Origin of the sequence: Marinobacter lacisalsi (genome assembly GCF_042651045.1) — a bacterium.
Classification (GTDB): domain Bacteria; phylum Pseudomonadota; class Gammaproteobacteria; order Pseudomonadales; family Oleiphilaceae; genus Marinobacter; species Marinobacter lacisalsi.
This window is the reverse complement of record NZ_JBHSDI010000001.1, coordinates 661,633-679,317: the sequence shown is the minus strand read 5'-3', so window position 1 is coordinate 679,317 and position 17,685 is coordinate 661,633. Positions and strand designations below refer to the sequence as shown.

Annotated in this window: 20 protein-coding genes; 11 read left to right on the top strand and 9 right to left on the bottom strand. The window is 60.7% G+C overall.

The window, feature by feature from the left end; all coding sequences use genetic code 11:
* Positions 1–82 precede the first annotated feature (82 nt).
* The 6 genes from ACFOZ5_RS03125 (at position 83) to ACFOZ5_RS03100 (ending at position 3,864) form a co-directional block, all read left to right on the top strand.
* On the top strand, positions 83–1,219 hold the full coding sequence (locus ACFOZ5_RS03125) for a thiolase family protein (protein ID WP_379885356.1): 1,137 nt from the start codon (positions 83–85) through the stop codon (positions 1,217–1,219).
* A 106-nt stretch (positions 1,220–1,325) separates the two neighbouring features.
* Positions 1,326–1,886, top strand: coding sequence for a TetR/AcrR family transcriptional regulator (locus tag ACFOZ5_RS03120; protein ID WP_379885355.1), 561 nt, complete (start codon positions 1,326–1,328; stop codon positions 1,884–1,886).
* A gap of 130 nt (positions 1,887–2,016) precedes the next feature.
* On the top strand, positions 2,017–2,280 hold the full coding sequence (locus tag ACFOZ5_RS03115; protein ID WP_379885354.1) for an acyl-CoA-binding protein: 264 nt from the start codon (positions 2,017–2,019) through the stop codon (positions 2,278–2,280).
* Between the two features lie 160 nt (positions 2,281–2,440).
* Positions 2,441–2,749, top strand: coding sequence for a site-specific integrase (locus ACFOZ5_RS03110; RefSeq protein WP_379885353.1), 309 nt, complete (start codon positions 2,441–2,443; stop codon positions 2,747–2,749).
* Positions 2,750–2,755: 6 nt separating this feature from the next.
* On the top strand, positions 2,756–3,241 hold the full coding sequence (gene greB, locus ACFOZ5_RS03105) for a transcription elongation factor GreB (protein WP_379885352.1): 486 nt from the start codon (positions 2,756–2,758) through the stop codon (positions 3,239–3,241).
* A gap of 332 nt (positions 3,242–3,573) precedes the next feature.
* A complete protein-coding gene (locus tag ACFOZ5_RS03100) occupies positions 3,574–3,864 on the top strand; it encodes a hypothetical protein (protein ID WP_379885351.1) in 291 nt (96 codons plus the stop codon).
* Here ACFOZ5_RS03100 and ACFOZ5_RS03095 read toward each other — a convergent pair.
* The 8 genes from ACFOZ5_RS03095 to ftsY form a co-directional block, all read right to left on the bottom strand.
* Complete coding sequence (locus ACFOZ5_RS03095) at positions 3,852–5,309, bottom strand: sensor histidine kinase (RefSeq protein ID WP_379885350.1); 1,458 nt, start codon at positions 5,307–5,309, stop codon at positions 3,852–3,854. The genes ACFOZ5_RS03100 and ACFOZ5_RS03095 overlap by 13 nt on opposite strands.
* Positions 5,296–5,976, bottom strand: a complete 681-nt coding sequence (locus ACFOZ5_RS03090) for a winged helix-turn-helix domain-containing protein (protein ID WP_091851950.1) — start codon at positions 5,974–5,976, stop codon at positions 5,296–5,298. Before ACFOZ5_RS03090 ends, ACFOZ5_RS03095 begins: the two co-directional genes overlap by 14 nt.
* Before the next feature lie 215 nt (positions 5,977–6,191).
* On the bottom strand, positions 6,192–6,965 hold the full coding sequence (hyi, locus tag ACFOZ5_RS03085; protein ID WP_379885349.1) for a hydroxypyruvate isomerase: 774 nt from the start codon (positions 6,963–6,965) through the stop codon (positions 6,192–6,194).
* Positions 6,966–6,969: 4 nt separating this feature from the next.
* The gene (locus ACFOZ5_RS03080; RefSeq protein WP_379885348.1) at positions 6,970–7,878 is read right to left on the bottom strand and encodes an NAD(P)-dependent oxidoreductase; all 909 of its coding nucleotides are present in this window, start codon (positions 7,876–7,878) and stop codon (positions 6,970–6,972) included.
* A 94-nt stretch (positions 7,879–7,972) separates the two neighbouring features.
* The gene (gene rpoH / locus ACFOZ5_RS03075) at positions 7,973–8,836 is read right to left on the bottom strand and encodes an RNA polymerase sigma factor RpoH (RefSeq protein ID WP_379885347.1); all 864 of its coding nucleotides are present in this window, start codon (positions 8,834–8,836) and stop codon (positions 7,973–7,975) included.
* A 416-nt stretch (positions 8,837–9,252) separates the two neighbouring features.
* Entirely contained in the window at positions 9,253–10,260 is a 1,008-nt protein-coding gene (ftsX, locus tag ACFOZ5_RS03070; RefSeq protein WP_379885346.1) for a permease-like cell division protein FtsX, read from the bottom strand.
* Positions 10,257–10,940, bottom strand: coding sequence for a cell division ATP-binding protein FtsE (gene ftsE, locus ACFOZ5_RS03065; protein WP_379885345.1), 684 nt, complete (start codon positions 10,938–10,940; stop codon positions 10,257–10,259). Before ftsE ends, ftsX begins: the two co-directional genes overlap by 4 nt.
* A 50-nt stretch (positions 10,941–10,990) precedes the next feature.
* A complete protein-coding gene (gene ftsY, locus ACFOZ5_RS03060) occupies positions 10,991–12,205 on the bottom strand; it encodes a signal recognition particle-docking protein FtsY (protein ID WP_379885344.1) in 1,215 nt (404 codons plus the stop codon).
* Positions 12,206–12,388: 183 nt separating this feature from the next.
* Here ftsY and rsmD point away from each other — a divergent pair, with 183 nt between their 5' ends.
* A complete protein-coding gene (rsmD, locus tag ACFOZ5_RS03055) occupies positions 12,389–13,006 on the top strand; it encodes a 16S rRNA (guanine(966)-N(2))-methyltransferase RsmD (protein ID WP_379885342.1) in 618 nt (205 codons plus the stop codon).
* A 60-nt stretch (positions 13,007–13,066) separates the two neighbouring features.
* Here rsmD and ACFOZ5_RS03050 read toward each other — a convergent pair whose 3' ends face one another.
* The gene (locus ACFOZ5_RS03050; RefSeq protein ID WP_379885341.1) at positions 13,067–14,242 is read right to left on the bottom strand and encodes a DesA family fatty acid desaturase; all 1,176 of its coding nucleotides are present in this window, start codon (positions 14,240–14,242) and stop codon (positions 13,067–13,069) included.
* A 165-nt stretch (positions 14,243–14,407) separates the two neighbouring features.
* Here ACFOZ5_RS03050 and mutM point away from each other — a divergent pair, with 165 nt between their 5' ends.
* The 4 genes from mutM (at position 14,408) to hslO (ending at position 17,645) form a co-directional block, all read left to right on the top strand.
* Positions 14,408–15,220: a bifunctional DNA-formamidopyrimidine glycosylase/DNA-(apurinic or apyrimidinic site) lyase gene (mutM, locus tag ACFOZ5_RS03045; RefSeq protein ID WP_379885340.1), complete on the top strand. Its 813-nt coding sequence runs from the start codon at positions 14,408–14,410 to the stop codon at positions 15,218–15,220.
* A 67-nt stretch (positions 15,221–15,287) separates the two neighbouring features.
* Positions 15,288–15,986 (top strand): GMP/IMP nucleotidase, encoded by a 699-nt coding sequence (gene yrfG, locus ACFOZ5_RS03040; protein ID WP_379885339.1) that lies wholly within the window; start codon positions 15,288–15,290, stop codon positions 15,984–15,986.
* 310 nt (positions 15,987–16,296) lie between these two features.
* On the top strand, positions 16,297–16,710 hold the full coding sequence (gene hslR / locus ACFOZ5_RS03035; RefSeq protein ID WP_379885338.1) for a ribosome-associated heat shock protein Hsp15: 414 nt from the start codon (positions 16,297–16,299) through the stop codon (positions 16,708–16,710).
* A 74-nt stretch (positions 16,711–16,784) separates the two neighbouring features.
* Positions 16,785–17,645: an Hsp33 family molecular chaperone HslO gene (hslO, locus tag ACFOZ5_RS03030; protein ID WP_379885337.1), complete on the top strand. Its 861-nt coding sequence runs from the start codon at positions 16,785–16,787 to the stop codon at positions 17,643–17,645.
* Positions 17,646–17,685 lie beyond the last annotated feature (40 nt).

Genomic DNA, 17,685 nt, shown 5'->3' with positions numbered 1-17,685 from the left:
CAGCCACAATATTATGGACATCATACAAAGATCGCAATATGATGATCGTAATTTTAAAAGCCACCGCACCACAGCGAGGAGAATGACCATGACCAACATTGTGATAGCCGGCTATGCCCGCTCCCCTTTCCACTTTGCCCGCAAGGGCGAACTGACCAGTTTGCGGCCGGATGATATGGCCGCCCAGGTTATGGGAGGTCTGGTTCACAGACTGGATCTGGACCCGGCCCTGCTGGAGGATGTGATCATGGGTTGCGCCTACCCGGAAGGCGAACAGGGCAACAACCTGGCCCGTATCGCAAGTTTCCGGGCCGGTTTTCCGGAGACGCCGGGGGCAGCCACCATCAACCGCTTCTGTGGTTCGTCCATGGCCGCTATCCACTACGCTGCCGGTCAGTTAATGCTGGGCGCCGGTGACGCCTTTCTGTGCGCCGGGGTCGAATCCATGACCCGGGTTCCCATGGGTGGCTTCAGCAACAGCCCCAACCCGGAATTGCTGGAGCACTACCCGCAGGCCTATATGCCAATGGGCTACACCGCTGAGGAAGTGGCCAATCGCTATGGCGTCAGTCGCCGGCAACAGGAAGAGATGGCCGTGGCATCCCACGCCAAGGCGAACTCGGCTCGGGAGGAAGGCCGGCTGGAAGGGGAGATTGTGCCTTTGATCACACCCGACGGCGAGGTCAGGCAGGATGGCTGTATCCGCCCGGGCACCACTCTGGAAGCCCTGGCCGGCCTGCAACCGGCCTTCGAGGGTTCAGTGACCGCTGGCACGGCTTCTCCCCTGACCGATGGCAGTGCCGCCGTACTGGTTTGTCGTGAGGAGTTTGCCGGTCGTCATAACCTGCCAATACTGGCCTGGATCCGCTCCGTCGCCGTGGCGGGCTGTCCGCCGGAAATCATGGGAATGGGGCCGGTGTACGCCACCCGCAAGGTGCTTGAGCGTAGTGGCCTGAGCATTGATCACATCGACCTCATGGAGATCAACGAGGCATTCGCCAGCCAGGCCATTGCCTGCCTGAACGAGCTCGGCATGCCCCATGACCGGGTCAACCTGGACGGTGGTGCACTGGCCCTGGGCCACCCGCTCGGAGCCACCGGGGCACGAATTACCGGAAAGGCCGCAGCCCTGCTGCAACGGACCGGCGGGCGCTATGCCATTGCCACCCAGTGCGTGGGCGGCGGCCAGGGCGTGGCAACCTTGCTGGAACGCGTATAGGCAGTTTTCCGGCGCTGACCATTCCTGGCTTTCGGTGTAGCATATCGGTCATAACGATGCCGTGGGTCATGCTGCCTGCGGCACACCAACTCCAGGAGACACCTCCATGCGCTATTCTCCCGACCAGAAGGAGAAGACTCACCAGAGAATTGTCGACGAAGCCGCCCGGCAGTTCCGGGAAAAGGGCGTCAGCAATACCGGTCTGCAACCGTTGATGAAGGCCCTGGGCCTGACCCATGGTGGTTTCTATGCCCACTTCCGATCCAAGGATGACCTGGTGGAATCGGCATTGCAGGAGGCCGCCCGGCAAATGGACGAAGAAACCGCCCAGGTCCACGATACCGGCGCGCCTCTGGCCACGCTGATCAGCCGCTACCTGTCACGCGGCCATCGTGACACGCCCGGCCAGGGCTGTGCATTGCCCACCGTTTCGGCAGAGCTGGGTCAGTTGGGCAAGCCCAGCCGGACCACCGACCGCATCGTGAACGACCGGCTGAAACTGATTGGAGACGAGCTGGGCCAGGACCAGCCCGATGACCGCAGCATCATGATCCTCTCCGCCATGGTGGGCGGCCTGCAGCTGGCCCGGAGTGTCAGTGATCCGGCCCTGTCCGATCGCATTCTGCGGGCAACCCGTGAGCAGTTACTTGTGCTCATCGAGGCCTGACCCAAACGGAACCCCCACATTCACCACGAGCGGGGTATGGCCGGGCGAGGATTGCTGCGGCTATACTCTGTCAGGTCGCTGACCTGCGCAGGCCAGCCGCGACGGAAACCCATCAACCAAGGGAACTGCCATGAGCGATCTCGAAACCCGCTTTAACGAAGCCGTCGACTTCATCCAGAATGGACGCGGTGACGCCAGCCCCTCCAATGAGCAGAAGCTGGAGTTTTATGCCCTGTACAAGCAGGCCACGGAAGGTGATGTCAGCGGCAAACGCCCCGGTATGATGGATTTTGTCGGACGCGCCAAATTCGACGCCTGGGAGAAAGTCAGGGGGCTGTCACAGGAAGAGGCCATGCAGCGGTACGTAGACAGGCTGGAAGAACTGCGCAACTGACACTCCGCTGATCGCCATTTGACGTGACTCAAGAAACCATGGAAACGCCTGATCGGTTTTTTGCGGTATTAAAACGTTTGTCATATGATGCCGCCATCATAACAAAAACCGGGGCCCGGACACTCCGAAGAGCCCGCGAAACACTGTCAGGAAAACTCCCATGTCTCTGAATGAAGCGCTTGAACAGAGCGAACCAGGTCTGTTCAAACGGGTACACAGCGCCATCCGCAAACAGCGACTGAACCAGCGAACCGAGCAGACTTACCTGCACTGGATATCCCGGTTCGTACTGTTCCACCAACCCAGGAAGCCGGAGACACTGGAAAGTGACGATCAACAGGCATTCCTCCTGTACCTACAGGACCGCATCCAGCTATCCCGCGCACGCCTTAACCAGGCACGGCAGGCACTGGTCTTTTTCTACGAGGATGTCCTCCACAACCCCGACCTGCTGGCCGAATCCGCCTGAGCGCCCATGCGCGCAAAGCTGATCACCCGCGCCGGGTTTGAGGCGCTCAAGGCAGAGATGGAGCAGCTGTGGCGCTTCGAACGCCCTGAAGTAACCCGCAAGGTCACCTGGGCTGCCAGCCTGGGCGATCGCTCCGAGAATGCCGACTACCAGTACAACAAGAAACGGCTGCGGGAAATTGACCGCCGCTTCCGTTATCTGGAACGTCGCTCACGGGAGCTTCAGGTGGTGGATTACAGCCCAGAACAGGAAGGACGGGTGTTTTTCGGCGCCTGGGTGGAGGTGGAAAACGAGGAAGGCCAGACCCGTCATTTTCGCATTGTCGGATACGACGAACTGGACCTGGACCGGCGCTATATCTCCATCGACTCCCCCATGGCCCGCGCACTGCTGAAAAAGCAGCTGGACGACGAAGCCGTGGTCGTTACCCCGGAAGGACCCGCCACCTGGATTGTCACCGATATCCACTACGAGAAACCTGCCGACGCGTGATAGCAACCATTACATGCACGTCTGTGGATGGTCAGAGTCTGCCATAAAAAAACCCCGCCAAACCGGCGGGGTCAAGGCTAGCGCTGTGCTGGAGGGAGAAGCAGACGGAACCTGTGTCTGCTTCACTACTGCAATACCCATTATCCATAGTAGCTGTTAACCCGAAGTGGCCGAGCAATGACATTTTTTTCAGGCCGCTGGATTCGTTCGCAGCACCTGCTGCTTCAACAGATTGACGCCTCATTCCTGATTTAGGTTGTATACTCTAGTCGTTATCTCCATGTTGTCTCTGTCAATTCGGTCAACCAAGACGCACCGTGGGAACATACTGTATGAATAAAGATGACCTGACCCAGGCCGCCCTGAAGGGTGTTGACAGCCTGGGCTATCAGCTGGACAAGCTGGGTATTACCGATAAGGTGAATCGCCACAACATTGCCGCCTTCATGATGGCCGAGCAACATCATCTTGAGGGCGAGTGGGACAGCCTGCAAACCCGGATGGACCGTTACCGTGGCCAGGCGGAAGAGCTTCTGGAAAGCCTTGAGAAAAGCAACTACCCGATCCTGCGACCGGTCGCGGAGCGCATCAACCGCTTCCGCCGCAATGGTCAGGCCGACTGATCTTCCTGCTGATCGTCCCGGTTCGCGGGTATTGAACGGAGCCGCCGTTTCTGCGGGTTGTAGCGGGGCAGCGTCACCCGTACCCGCAGACCGGGGTTTTCCGCCCCCGGATGATGATCAAACAGTCCGATAGACCCTTTATGAATCTCCGCCACGGCGCTTACCAGGCTAAGGCCGAGACCGTTGCCGGGGAGAGAGCGGCTCTTACCAACCCGGTAGAAACGCTGGAATATCTGCCCTTTCTCGTCATCCGGCACACCGATGCCGCTGTCACCCACCTCGAACACTGCCCCGTCATCATCCGGCGTCACGCGAACCACGATTTCGCCCTCTTCCGGAGTGTACTTGATGGCGTTATCGATCAGGTTGCTGACCATCTGGAACAGAAGGTCCCGGTCACCCTCCACCATCACGTCCTCATCAATCTCCTGGATGAAGCTCTGGTCCTTGTCTTCCGCCAATGCCTCGTACAGCTCACAGGCGTCGCTGACCAGCATGCCAAGGGACACCGGCCGCACATCGGCAGTGGTGTTACCCCGCGTTTCCAGCCGTGCGATCCGCAGTAGCGCGTTAAAGGTGGCCAGCAGCTGATCCGCTTCCGCCACGGCCTTGGCCGCCTGGTCCCTGGCCTCGTCGTTGTCCACCAGCATAAGGGTGGTTTCCAGCTGGTTACGCAGGCGGGTCAGGGGTGTGCGCAGGTCATGGGCAATGCTGTCGGAGACGTGGCGGATACCCTCCATGAGGTACACGATCCGGTCCAGCATCTGGTTGAGGTTTTCCGCCAGCTGGTCGAAATCATCCTGGGTACCACGGGTGGGTATTCGCTGGGAAAGGTGCCCATTCATGATCTTGCGGGAGGTGTTGTTGATCACCTCTATACGCCGGGTGGTACTGCGGCTCATCATGAACCCGCCCAGCAACGCCAGGGCCAGGGTAATGCCCATACCCCAGTTGATGGCCGTTTCAATCAGTGCCTTGAGGGTGTTGAGGTCGTCCACGTCCCGCCCCACCAGCAACCGCAGGCCGCCCTGCACTTCGAATATCCGGGCGCGGGCCATGCGCGGCGGGCCGGTCCAGCCGAGGCTTTCATCCAGCGTGAAGTTGATCCAGCTGCCCTGGGACTGGGCACCCTCCGGCCAGGTGCTGAGGTTGCCCGCCAGCTTGAGGTATTCATCGGTGGTCAGCAGATAGAGGGATTTGGCATTGGGGTCGCGGGCCACCCGCTCACGGATGATCGTGATCAGGCCATTGACGCCCCGACCCCGGTATTGCTCCGCCAGCCCCGCAATTTCCGCTTCGATGGTTTCATCGGTCTGGGCGGTCATGAAACCGGCGGTACGCCAGTATATGAACGCCAGCAACAGGAATACCGAGGTGGCGAATACCACCATGTACAGCAGCGCCAGCTGGAATGTGGAGGTTCGTAGCTGGCTAAGCAGTTTCACGCAACATGTATCCCGCACCCCGCACTGTCTGGAGCAGCGGGGTATCGAACTCCTTGTCGATCTTGGCCCTGAGACGGCTGATATGCACGTCGATGACGTTGGTCTGGGGATCGAAGTGATAGTCCCAGACTTTCTCCAGCAGCATCGTCCGGGTGACCACCTGGCCGGCATTGCGCATCAGGTATTCCAGCAGACGGAACTCCCGCGGCTGCACGTCGATGTTCTGCCCGGCACGCTTGACCGTACGGGCCAGCAGATCCATTTCCAGATCGGCGACCTTGAGCACGGTTTCCGTTTCCGCCGACTGGCGGTTACGGCGTACCAGCGACTCGATACGGGCCAGCAGCTCGGTAAAGGAAAAGGGCTTGGTCAGGTAGTCGTCGCCACCACCACGCAGGCCCTCTACGCGGTCGTCCACGTCTCCCAGGGCACTGAGGATCAGTACCGGAACCTGATTGCCCGTGGCACGGACCGTCTTGATGATGGACAAGCCATCCATGCCCGGCAACATCCTGTCCACAATCATGATGTCATAGTCTTCGCTGGCGGCCATCATCATGCCTTCCTTGCCGTCAGCCGCGTGATCCACCACGAAATCGGACTCCTTGAGCCCTTTTACCAGGTAGCTTGCCACGTCCTGATCGTCTTCGATTACCAGTGCTTTCACCGGTCTTCCTCCCGCCTGACTGTCTACTCGCGATTGCAGGGCCAGGCCCCGGCATCCAGGGCGCTACCACTGTCAAAGTGCCTGTGAACAGGCATTCATGCGTTGTTCACAGGCTTTGTAATGTTTGCCCAGAGTAAGGGCTCACCGGGTTAGCTGCCAGTTACGATCCTGTAAGAGGGTGTCGTCATCGACGACGGGCAGATCATGACCAGCTGTCACCCGGACATCCACCCCAAGCCCGCGTCAGTTCTGGCTTTCGGGTGGTATTCAGCACTCACCCAGCCATTGTAGCCGGCATCATCCAGCGCCCGAAAGATGGACCGGAAGTTAATTTCCCCGGTCCCGGGCTCGTGTCGGCCGGGGTTGTCGGCAAACTGGATATGACCAATGCGGGCCATGCACCGGCGTAGCGTGCGGATCAGGTCGCCTTCCATGATCTGCATATGGTAAAGATCGTACTGCAGGCGCACATTGTCAGCGCCCACCTCATCCATCAGCCCGAGGACCTTGGCGGAGGTATCCAGCAGGAAACCCGGCATATCCACCCGGGAATTGATGGCCTCCAGACACAGGGTGATGCCCTCTCCCTCCAGCCGACGGGCAGCGTAGTCCACATTCTGCCTCAGGGTCGCCCAGAGCCGGCCCTCGTCCGCCTCTGCCGGTCGCAGCCCGGCCAGACAGTTGAGCCTTTGGCAGCCAAGGGCCCGGGCATAGCGGACCGCTTCCTCGACGCCGGCACGGAACTCCTCCTCACGACCCGGCAGACAGGCGACACCGCGTTCGCCAGCGTTCCAGTCACCGGGTGGCAGGTTGAACAGTACCTGGGTCAGGTCGTTCTCCCGCAGATGCTGTGCCAGCGTGGCCTCCGGCCAGGCATAAGGGAACAGGTACTCGACACCCCGGAAACCGGCCTGGCGGGCAGCCGAAAACCGCTCCTCAAAGGGAAGCTCATTGAACAGCAGGGTCAGGTTGGCGGCGAATCGGGGCATGATGTCAGACCTTTCCCCCGGACGTCCGGCCACCACCGAGACGTGCGCCGTTAACGTGTTCCAGCTCCAGCAAGAGACCGCTGTGATCCACATCGGTGTGGCCATTGGCGATCAGTGACAGGTAGCTGTTGTGAGCCTGCTGAGCCAGCGGCAGGGTGAGCCCCTCCGCCCGTGCCTCGTCAAGGATCATGCGGAGGTCCTTGAGCTGAATACGCGCCGGCGCGCCGGGAGCAAAGTCCCTCTCGATCATACGCTGACCATGCTGCTCCAGTATTTTGCTGCCAGCAAACCCGCCCATAAGGGCTTCGCGCACCGCCGCCGGGTCCGCGCCACCTTGCGCTGCCAGCAGCAGCGCCTCGGAAACCGCGCCAATGGTCACACCCACTATGGCCTGATTGGCCAGCTTGGCCAGCTGACCCGCGCCCACCGGGCCAATGTGCGTGACCTTGCCCAACGTGCCCAATACCGGCTGCACCCTGGCCAGGTCAGCCGCTTCGCCACCGGCCATGATGCTCAGGGTTCCGGCCTCGGCGCCCCGGGTGCCGCCGGAGACCGGGGCATCGAGATAGCCGGCACCGTATTCGGTGGCCATCGCGGCATGGCGCCGGGCCACTGAGGGTTGCACCGAGCTCATGTCCACCACTACGGCCCCTGTCCGAAGTGCCCCCATAACACCCTGGCGAACCAGTACGTCTTCCACCACCTCACCGTTTTCCAGCATTGTGATCACGATGTCCGCATCGGCCACGGCGCCGGCGGGGGTTTCTGCCACCGATGCCCGCTCACGGAATGGCTCACACTTGCTTTCGGTGCGATTCCACAGGGTCATCGGAAAGCCGGCATCCAGCAGGTTACGGGTCATGGGGGCTCCCATCAGGCCGATGCCCAGGAAGGCGATATGGGGTTTTGCCATCGGATGTCCTTTTACAGCGTTTCTGTATGCAAACAAAAACGCCACCAGTGGTTAGCCGGTGGCGTTGTCATCAGGTGATCAGGTGGGCTGCCGGTCAGGCCGCCGCCTCCACCATTTTCATCTTGATCTTCTTCATGGCGTTTTTTTCCAGCTGCCGGATACGCTCGGCGGAGATGCCGTACTTGTCAGCCAGCTCGTGCAGCGTGGATTTGCTATCGGTCAGCCAGCGTTCCCGCAGGATATCCTGACTGCGTTCGTCCAGGCCTTCCAGAGCTTCCATCAGGCGGCCGTTGGAGTCTTCGGTCCAGTCGGACTGCTCCAGTTGCACAGCCGGATCACCGCGTTTGTCTTCCAGGTAGTAAGCCGGGGCCTGGTAGGCATGATCGTCATCGTCATCCTGGGGACCATCAAACGCAGTATCCTGGGATGCCAGCCGGCCTTCCATTTCACGGACCACGCGCGGCTCGACGCCAAGGTCACTGGCGACCGCGTTCAGTTCATCCTGACTCAGCCACGCCAGCCGCTTCTTCTGGCTGCGCAGGTTGAAGAACAGCTTGCGCTGGGCCTTGGTGGTGGCCACTTTCACGATGCGCCAGTTGCGCAGGATAAACTCGTGGATTTCGGCCTTGATCCAGTGCACCGCAAAAGACACCAGACGAACCCCGTATTCAGGGTTGAATCGCTTCACGGCCTTCATCAGGCCCACGTTACCTTCCTGAATCAGGTCTGACTGGTTCAAGCCATAGCCGGAATAACTGCGCGCGATATGAATCACAAAACGAAGGTGCGACAGCACCAGCGTACGCGCTGCATCCACGTCTTCCTCATAATAGAGGCGTTCAGCAAGCTCACGCTCTTCATCTGCGGATAATACCGGGATGCGACTGGCTGCCTGGATGTAGGCTTCCAGGTTTGCACCCGGAACCAGGCGATCAGCCAACTGTAGACTTGTACCCATTCGTATCCTCCGTACTTGGCGACCAGGTAGCGTATCAATTCAACCTATGACCGCCAAGTTTCTGATTAGTTCCTCAACCTGACCTGCTCTTCAATAAAAATCAATAATCTGAGGTCAAATTGCAATAAAGACGGTGCCTGATAAATGCTGCTACTGAAGCCAATTCCGCTTGGCCTGACCCTGGCACTCGTCGGATCAGGCCATCTATCGTTACTGGAGGTAACATAGAACCGTGCCACAGGCCTCAGCCATACGGTGTTTCCCCTACACCGGATTGCATCCGGGCATTGTGCCACCACATTTAAAGGCACCAGCCTAGCACAACCACCCGCCTGACAAATTAACAAGCCTTAAAGAAATTCCGGGCTCTGCACAGCATCAGGTCGCAGCAATGCGCTTTTCTACCCTGCAGACGGCTAAGCGCCGGCAATCTCGCCAGGCTCAATGGCATCCAGGTGCCGCCGGACCGCGAGCCATGCTCCCAGCCAACCCAGCGCTACCGCCACCAACAGCAGACCTGCGGCGCCGTCCAGCGGCAGACCACTGAGGGCGAAATCGCTATTGTACAGCACGACCAGCTCCTTCACTGAGCCGTTCAGCCACCAGATGGACAACTGCAGGATAACCAGCGCCACCAGACCGCCACCAAGGCCATACCAGGCTCCGGTATAAAGGAACGGACGGCGTACAAAAGAATCCGTGCCTCCCACAAGCTTGGCCACCAGAATTTCATCACGGCGATTTTCAATGGCAAGCCGGATGGTATTGCCAATCACCAGAATCACGGCCGCTGCCAGCAGCAGGGTCAACACCCAGACCGCCCGCGCAATCAGGTCGGTCATGGCGGCCAGCCGTTGCAGCCACCCCAGGTCCACCTGCACCCTCGCCACCTGTCCCTCGGCCTCCAGCTCACCCGCCAGCGTGTCTACACCAGCGGCCGTCCGGGCGTCATCCACCGGTGTCACCAGCAATGTATGAGGCAGCGGGTTTTCATCCAGATAATCCAGGGCGTCAGCCAGGCCTGAGTCAGCGCGAAATTCCGCCAATGCCTCCTCCCGGTGGATCATGACCACCTCGGCCACATCACCACGACCGGAGACCCGGGCCTGAAGATCCCGGGCATCGGCATCGGAAACCTCATCGGCAAGGTACACCGTGACCCGCGCGGCGCTTTCCCAGCCAGCGCTGACACCCTGCAGGCTGGCCAGCAGCAACAGCAGACCCACCGGCAATGCCAGGGCGATACCCATAACTGCCCAGGTCATGGCACTGGCCACCGGTGCCTGCCATAGCCGACGGGCACTGTCCTTCGCCACCTTGAGATGATGGGAGCGATAGCCTGCCAGCACGGATTTGATGGAAGATGCGGAGCGGCCGGCACCGCGGGCACGGCGATCAGCCGGCTGGCGTTCACGGCGGCTCATGACAATGCCCCCGACCTGGTGGGCTGACCGGCCAGAAGTTCACCGTGAGACAGGGTGAGCCGCCGCCGGCCCATGGATTCGATCAGGGCGATATCGTGAGTGGCAATCAACACGGTCACACCCACCTGACTGAACTGCTCGAACAGATGCATGATGTCGGCCGACAACTCGGGATCCAGATTACCCGTGGGCTCATCCGCCAGCAGAACCGGCGGTTTGTTGACCACCGCCCGGGCGATGCCCACCCGTTGCTGCTCACCGCCGGAAAGCTGGACCGGGTTCATTTTCTCCTTGCTCAGCAACCCCACCTTGTCCAGCGCTGCCCGCACGCGGCGCCCGATATCCTGGTGCGCCACACCCATGACTTCCAGGGGCATGGCGACGTTGTCGAACACCGTACGGTCAAACAGCAGCTGGTGGTTCTGGAACACGGCACCGATATGGCGACGAACGTAGGGGATCTGCCGACGTGGCATGGTGTTGAGTAACTGACCACCCACCACCACCTTGCCAGCGGAGGGGCGCTCCATCAGCAGGATCAGCTTGAGCAGGGTACTCTTGCCAGCCCCGGAGTGACCGGTCAGGAAGGCCAGTTCGCCCCGCCCCAGCTCAAAGGATACATGCCGCAATGCGGTGTGATCGCTGTCATAACGCTTGGTGACCTGCCGGAACTCAATCATTACGGCCTACTTCCATTTTTTGTCCGCCGGAGCAACCGCCGGGAAACAACTCAGTCGTCAAACAAAGCATCCACGAAGGTTTCCGGCTCGAACGGCCGCAGGTCTTCAACCTGCTCACCCACACCGATGTAGCGAATGGGCAGGCCCAGCTGGCGGGCGATCGCGAAGACGATACCCCCCTTGGCAGTACCATCAAGCTTGGTCAGGGCGATGCCCGAGACGCCAACCGCCTGCTGGAAGACCTGCGCCTGGCTCAGGGCATTCTGACCAGTGCCGGCATCCAGCACCAGCATCACCTCGTGAGGCGCTGACTCGTCCAGCTTTTTCATGACCCGAACCACCTTTTCCAGCTCGGACATGAGATTGTCCTTGTTCTGCAACCGGCCCGCTGTGTCGGCTATCACGACATCTGTACCCCGTGCCTGTGCAGACTGCACCGCATCGAAAATCACCGAGGCGCTGTCGGCCCCGGTGTGTTGGGCGATTACCGGCACATCATTCCGGTCACCCCACACCTGAAGCTGCTCTACGGCAGCGGCACGGAAGGTGTCGCCGGCCGCCAGCATGACGCTGCGACCTTCATTCCGGAACTGGTGGGCCAGCTTGCCAATGGTGGTGGTCTTGCCAACGCCGTTCACCCCGACCATCAGCATGACCCAGGGCTTCTTCCCGGTATCGATGGCCAGCGGCTCACGGCTGCCGGCCAACAGGGCGCGAAGCTCGTCCTTCAGTGCCGTCTTCAGCGCGGCACCGTCCTTGAGCTGGCTGCGGTTGAGCTTCTCTGTCAGGGAATCGATGATCTCGGTGGTGGCGGTAACGCCTACGTCTGCCATCAGCAGGGTGGTTTCAATCTCTTCCAGCAGGTCCTCATCCACCCTGCGGCCGACGGAAAACAGCCCGGAAAGGCTGGAACCGAGGCCCTGTCGGGTCTTGCCAAGCCCGGCCTTGATACGCTGGAAAACACTGACTTTCTTCTCTGGCTCTGGCTCTGGCTCTGGCTCTGGCTCTTTGACAGGCTGAGGTTCCTCGGCGGGGCTGACCACCGTCTCCTCGGATACCGGCACCTCCTGTTCCCCGGCCGGAGCCACCCCCGGCGATACCGATTCGCGATCTAGCGGTTCGGGGCGCGGCCCCGGCAGGGCTTCGGGTTTACGCTGGGGAACTGGTTTGGGGCGGGGCACCGATGCCCGCCGGCCAGCCACATCTACCACAAAGGCCAGTACCAGCAGCACCAGCAGGCCGATCAGAATCCACTCTGCCATCATTTGTCTTACCATGTTTGCTGGAGGGTCAGCCGCCCGCTTAGTGTCCCGTTTGGTTAAACCAAACGGGACACTGGAGCCGCTGCTCAGGAAAGCGCCCATTCTAGCGGCAGAGGCGTTCCGGGTCCAAACCTAGCACCAATTCCGCTACCATAAGCCCGCTCAACGACCATTACCGGACATAGCATGCCCCGCAAATCCCGCAACGCCAGACCCAACAGATCAACCCGCTCAGCAGGCCAGGGCGACGTGCGCATTATCGGCGGCGACTGGCGCAGCCGGGTACTGCGCTTCCCCGACGAGGGCGGGGTACGCCCTACCCCGGCACGTACCCGTGAAACCCTGTTCAACTGGCTCCAGTTCCTCGTGCCCGGCAGCCGGTGCCTGGACCTGTTCAGCGGCAGTGGTGTGCTGGGACTGGAAGCCTTGTCCCGTGGCGCTGACCGGGTGACCTTTGTGGAGCACACCCCGGCCCTCGCCCGAAACCTGCGGGACAACCTGCGTCTTCTGAAAACCGATCGTGGTGACGTGGTATGCGAGGATGTGATGGCTTTCCTGCAGCGCCCTGCCGACGCGCCGGCAGACATCCTCTTTATGGATGCCCCTTTCCGACAGGGCTGGCTTGAGGAACTGTTACCGCTGATTGCCGGGAATGGCTGGGTAGCGGCGGGCAGCCGCGTCTATCTGGAGTATGAAAGTGACCGGCAGGCACCGGCGGTGCCCGGGCACTGGCACCTGCACCGCACCAAGAGCGCGGGGCAGGTTACCTATGCACTCTATAATGTCGGCGCCCCGTCTGAGTGATTCGTTGATCTTGCGAGCCCCTGAGGCCGTCACGCAGAAGGTTAACGAATCACCCGGATCTTAGGCCGGACGCAGTGAATAGGCCCGCAAGTGCGCAGCGAAATCTTCCAGATACCGGATACCACTGGCCTCGGCTTCACGACACCACGCCATCAGCGCCTGCAGTTTCTCCTGGGGTTTGACACCCCGCCGACGCCAGAGGGCCTGGAGCTCCTGGTTCATGTCGTAGATCTGCCGCAGGGTCGGATGGGTCTCCAGCACCGACTCCAGGTGCGCCTGCTCCTGGGGTCGGATCAGCGAGGTTTCCCGGGACAGCAGCTTTTTCACCCGGCGGTAGCGCGGGCGAATGGTGTCATCCATCAGTGACTTCTGCTGACGCAGCACCGGCTCCATTACCCGCTTGCGATACTGCCGCATGATGTCGAAGCGGTTGTTGGCAATCGCCTGCACCGTTTCCACATCCACGTCCTGCTTGCCGGGCACCCAGTGCACCACTGGGCGATACCCTTTAGGCTTGGCCAGGCCGAACAACTGGAACAGACGGATGTAACCCCAGCCAATGTCTACCTCATACCAGCGACGGGACATCTTGGCGGAGTTGGGATAGGTATGATGGTTGTTGTGCAGCTCTTCGCCACCAATAATAATACCCAGCGGCGAAATATTGCGGGCATTGTCCTGGCATTCGAAGTTGCGATAACCGACATAGTGTCCCAGGCCATTGACCACGCCAGCGGCCCAGACCGGAATCCACATCATCTGCACCGCCCAGATCCAGATACCATGGACACCGAACAGCGCCAGGTTGATCAGGAACATCAGGGCGATGCCCAGGTTGCGGTGGCGGGTATACACGTTACGCTCGACCCAGTCCTGGGGGCAATTCTTGCCAAAGCGTTCGAGCGTTTCCGGCGTCGTGGCCTCGGCGTAGAGTTCCGCGCCTTCAAAAAGTACCTTGCGAATCCCCTTTACCACCGGGCTGTGGGGGTCATTCTCGGTTTCGCAGGTAGCGTGGTGCTTGCGGTGGATAGCTGTCCACTCGCGGGTGTTGATACTGGTGGTCAGCCACAGCCAGAAGCGGAAGAAATGCTTCAGCACGGGATGCAACTCCAGCGCGTTGTGGGCCGAGTGCCGGTGCAGGTATAGCGTTACGCTGACAATGGTGACATGTGTCAGGACAAGAGTGACGAGCACCAGTTGCACCCAGGACAGCCCGAGGACGCCGTTATACGACATAGAGTTTCCTTAACATACTGATCTTTCTTTGATTCTTTATACCGGCAATCGTCAGCCTGAGCGACGATCACGGAGCACTCACTTTAGCGTACAGTTGTTCGCCCAAACAACGGTAATTACGCTGCGATTTGTTACCATTTGATCAGGAATCACGAGGACCGCCCCTTGCCCGAACTACCGGAAGTTGAAACCACACGTCGCGGCGTTGCCCCCCACAGTGAGGGCAAGCAGGTCGCGGAACTGATCATCCGCGACCCTCGCCTGCGCTGGCCGGTTCCCGATGACCTGCCCGGGCGGCTGGCCGGGCAAATACTGCGAGAGGCGGACCGCCGCGCCAAGTACCTGCTGCTGCGATTTGACCATGGCACAGTGATTGTCCACCTGGGCATGTCCGGCAGCCTGCGGGTCATTACTGACCGCAGTGAACCCCAGAAGCATGACCATATTGACCTGGTGTTCACTGACGGCATCCGGCTGCGCTTCAACGACCCGCGGCGCTTTGGCTGCTGGCTGTGGGACGAGCACCCTCTGAACCACCCGCTGCTGGCCAGCCTGGGCCCCGAGCCCCTCGGGCAGGACTTCAACGGCCCCTACCTGTTCCGCAAGTCCCGGGGCCGCAAGACCCCGATAAAGAGCTTCCTGATGGACAACCGGATCGTGGTGGGCGTCGGCAACATCTACGCCAATGAAGCCCTGTTCAAGACCGGAATACACCCTAACCGGCCAGCAGGGCGGATTGGCGCTGCCCGCTACCAGCAACTGTGTGAGGCCATCCGCGAGACCCTGAGCGCTGCCATCCTGATGGGTGGCACCACCCTGCGGGATTTCGTCAACAGCGAGGGCAAACCGGGCTATTTCGCCCAGTCACTGCTGGTGTATGGTCGTGCGGGACAGCCCTGCGTGGAATGCCAGCGACCACTGCGGGAAATCCGTATGAACCAGCGCAGCACGGTCTACTGCACCCGATGTCAGCGATAACCCCCATTGAAGCGCTCACCCAACTGGGGCACCCTGAAACGTCAACCCGACAGATGGCAGTGGCACTATGATTGACTGGTTCCGCGCAGACCATGTGTTCCTGGATATGGACGGAACGCTCCTGGACCTGCACTTCGATAACCATTTCTGGCTGGAGCACCTGCCCCGCCGATACGCCGAAACGTACCGGATGACCCCTGACCAGGCCCGCGATCTGGTCGTGCCCATGATCATGGCGGAGCGGGGGACCCTGAAATGGTACTGCACCGATTACTGGAGCGACCGGCTCGGCCTCAACATCACCGCCCTCAAGGCGGAAGTGGGCGAGCGCATTGCCTACCGCCCCCAGGTGCGGGAGTTTTTGCGGGCGCTGCGCCGCCACCGTCTCAAACCGGTCATCCTCACCAACTGCCACCCGGACCCGCTGCGCCTGAAGCTGGACCGCACCGGACTGGAGCATCTGGTGGACGATATCGTTTCCAGCCATGACCTGGGCGCCGCCAAGGAAGACCAGGCTTTCTGGGACAACCTGCTGAACCGACTGACCCACGACCGGGAACGCGCCATCATGGTGGATGACAGCTTTCCGGTATTGGAGAGCGCCCGCCGCGCCGGTATTGGCCAGTGCCTGGCCATACTATCACCAGACAGCCGCCAGCCGCCCCGGGACCCGCATCCGGAAATTCCCGCCGTGGCCCACTTCTCCGAGGTACTGCCGGCCCTCGACCCCCAAGTGTCCCGTCTGGCTAATTCCTTAACCTACTGAGCTTCTGAAAAGCCGAAGAGCCAGGCGTGCTGGTGAAGGTTTGGTGGTTCCAAATCGAGACAGCACAACGACGCTATTCGGTTCTTCAGAAGCTCCCGAAGGGCTTGCCTCTGAGGACTCTGAGCCTGTGTTGCCAGTCTTTGAGGTGGAACCACCACACCTGCAGACTGGCGCCTTGGCCAGAGTCCTCAGAGGCAAGCAGTGGATTAAGGAATTAGCCAGACGGGACACTAGCCCCCTGACATCAGGGAAACAGGACCGGTATAATAGTTAACCAGACACGGGATACCGTCATACCCTGCGGAGGATCATGAGCCAGAAACATCCGGACACCGGCAAATCCCAGGTACGCCTCGACAAGTGGCTGTGGGCCGCGCGCTTCTACAAAACCCGCTCCCTGGCCAAGGACGCCATTGAAGGCGGCAAGGTCCATTACAACGATCAGCGCTGCAAGCCCGGCAAGACCGTGGAAACCGGAGCCACCGTGAAACTGCGCCAGGGCTTTCAGGAACGTATCGTGGTTATCGATGCCATATCGGACAAACGACGGGGCGCACCGGAAGCCCAGACCCTCTACCACGAAACCGACGACAGCATCCGCAAACGGGAAGATCTGGCCTGGCAGCGCAAGACCATGCAGGCCGCCCAGTTACCCCCGGCCCGCCGGCCCACCAAAAAAGACCGGCGTGACCTGCAGAAATTCCGGGAACAGCAGGGCCTCTGACCCTGCCGCCCGCCTGAGCTTCAGGCACCCCGGCCTTTATTGACCCAGAAATCCTTTAATCTGATGGAAACCGGATGCAAGCCAAAGACCAGTTCCGCAAGTTTATTTTTGAACACAGCCAGATCCGGGGCGCCTGGGTGCACCTGGGCGACAGCTATGGTGACATTCTCTCGCAGACCACCTATCCGGCGCCGGTCGCCCAACTGCTGGGGGAATCCCTGGCAGCCAGCGTACTGATGAGCAGCACCCTGAAGTTCAGCGGCACCCTGTCACTGCAGGCCAATGGCGAAGGCCCCGTCACCACCCTGCTGGCAGAATGCAGCCACGACCGTTTCATCCGCGGTATCGCCCGCGTTGACGAAGAGCGTTCGCAGCCGGAAGGCGAAACCCTCAACCAGCTGTTGGGCCAGGGCCGCATGGCCATCACCATTACTCCCGATCAGGGGCAGCGCTACCAGGGTGTGGTCCCGCGGGAAGCCGACACTCTCGCCGGTGCCCTGGAAGAGTACTTTGATCGCTCGGAACAGCTGGCCACACGCCTGTTCCTGTTCGCCGACGGCAAGCATTGCGCTGGCCTGCTGCTCCAGCGCCTGCCCGGCGCCACCGAGGAAGACGACGAACTGTGGGAGCGGGTGGAGCACCTGGCGGCCACCATCACCGCCGAGGAGTTGCTGACCCTGGACAGCGAGACCGTACTGCATCGCCTGTTTCATGAAGAGGATGTCCGCCTGTTCGACCGGGAACCCGTCGCCTTTCGCTGCAGCTGCAGCCGCGAGCGCACCCTGGCGGCCCTGCAGTCCATCGGCAAGGATGAGTGCTATAACATTCTGGAAGAACAGGGTAGCATCGAGATGGACTGTCAGTTCTGCCATGCCCATTACCAGTTCCAGCGCATCGATATCGATCAGCTGTTCTCGGGGCATACACTGCACTGATCTGCGACATCCACGGGTTCTGTCCAATAAGGCGGGACAT

What these genes read in the sequence shown, in the direction of transcription:
- ACFOZ5_RS03125 (WP_379885356.1), top strand. Translation starts at nt 83, where the DNA reads ATGACCATGACCAACATTGTGATAGCCGGCTATGCCCGCTCCCCTTTC.
- ACFOZ5_RS03120 (WP_379885355.1), top strand. Translation starts at nt 1,326, where the DNA reads ATGCGCTATTCTCCCGACCAGAAGGAGAAGACTCACCAGAGAATTGTC.
- ACFOZ5_RS03115 (WP_379885354.1), top strand. Translation starts at nt 2,017, where the DNA reads ATGAGCGATCTCGAAACCCGCTTTAACGAAGCCGTCGACTTCATCCAG.
- ACFOZ5_RS03110 (WP_379885353.1), top strand. Translation starts at nt 2,441, where the DNA reads ATGTCTCTGAATGAAGCGCTTGAACAGAGCGAACCAGGTCTGTTCAAA.
- greB (WP_379885352.1), top strand. Translation starts at nt 2,756, where the DNA reads ATGCGCGCAAAGCTGATCACCCGCGCCGGGTTTGAGGCGCTCAAGGCA.
- ACFOZ5_RS03100 (WP_379885351.1), top strand. Translation starts at nt 3,574, where the DNA reads ATGAATAAAGATGACCTGACCCAGGCCGCCCTGAAGGGTGTTGACAGC.
- hyi (WP_379885349.1), bottom strand. Translation starts at nt 6,965, where the DNA reads ATGCCCCGATTCGCCGCCAACCTGACCCTGCTGTTCAATGAGCTTCCC.
- ACFOZ5_RS03080 (WP_379885348.1), bottom strand. Translation starts at nt 7,878, where the DNA reads ATGGCAAAACCCCATATCGCCTTCCTGGGCATCGGCCTGATGGGAGCC.
- rpoH (WP_379885347.1), bottom strand. Translation starts at nt 8,836, where the DNA reads ATGGGTACAAGTCTACAGTTGGCTGATCGCCTGGTTCCGGGTGCAAAC.
- ftsX (WP_379885346.1), bottom strand. Translation starts at nt 10,260, where the DNA reads ATGAGCCGCCGTGAACGCCAGCCGGCTGATCGCCGTGCCCGCGGTGCC.
- ftsE (WP_379885345.1), bottom strand. Translation starts at nt 10,940, where the DNA reads ATGATTGAGTTCCGGCAGGTCACCAAGCGTTATGACAGCGATCACACC.
- ftsY (WP_379885344.1), bottom strand. Translation starts at nt 12,205, where the DNA reads ATGATGGCAGAGTGGATTCTGATCGGCCTGCTGGTGCTGCTGGTACTG.
- rsmD (WP_379885342.1), top strand. Translation starts at nt 12,389, where the DNA reads ATGCCCCGCAAATCCCGCAACGCCAGACCCAACAGATCAACCCGCTCA.
- ACFOZ5_RS03050 (WP_379885341.1), bottom strand. Translation starts at nt 14,242, where the DNA reads ATGTCGTATAACGGCGTCCTCGGGCTGTCCTGGGTGCAACTGGTGCTC.
- yrfG (WP_379885339.1), top strand. Translation starts at nt 15,288, where the DNA reads ATGATTGACTGGTTCCGCGCAGACCATGTGTTCCTGGATATGGACGGA.
- hslR (WP_379885338.1), top strand. Translation starts at nt 16,297, where the DNA reads ATGAGCCAGAAACATCCGGACACCGGCAAATCCCAGGTACGCCTCGAC.
- hslO (WP_379885337.1), top strand. Translation starts at nt 16,785, where the DNA reads ATGCAAGCCAAAGACCAGTTCCGCAAGTTTATTTTTGAACACAGCCAG.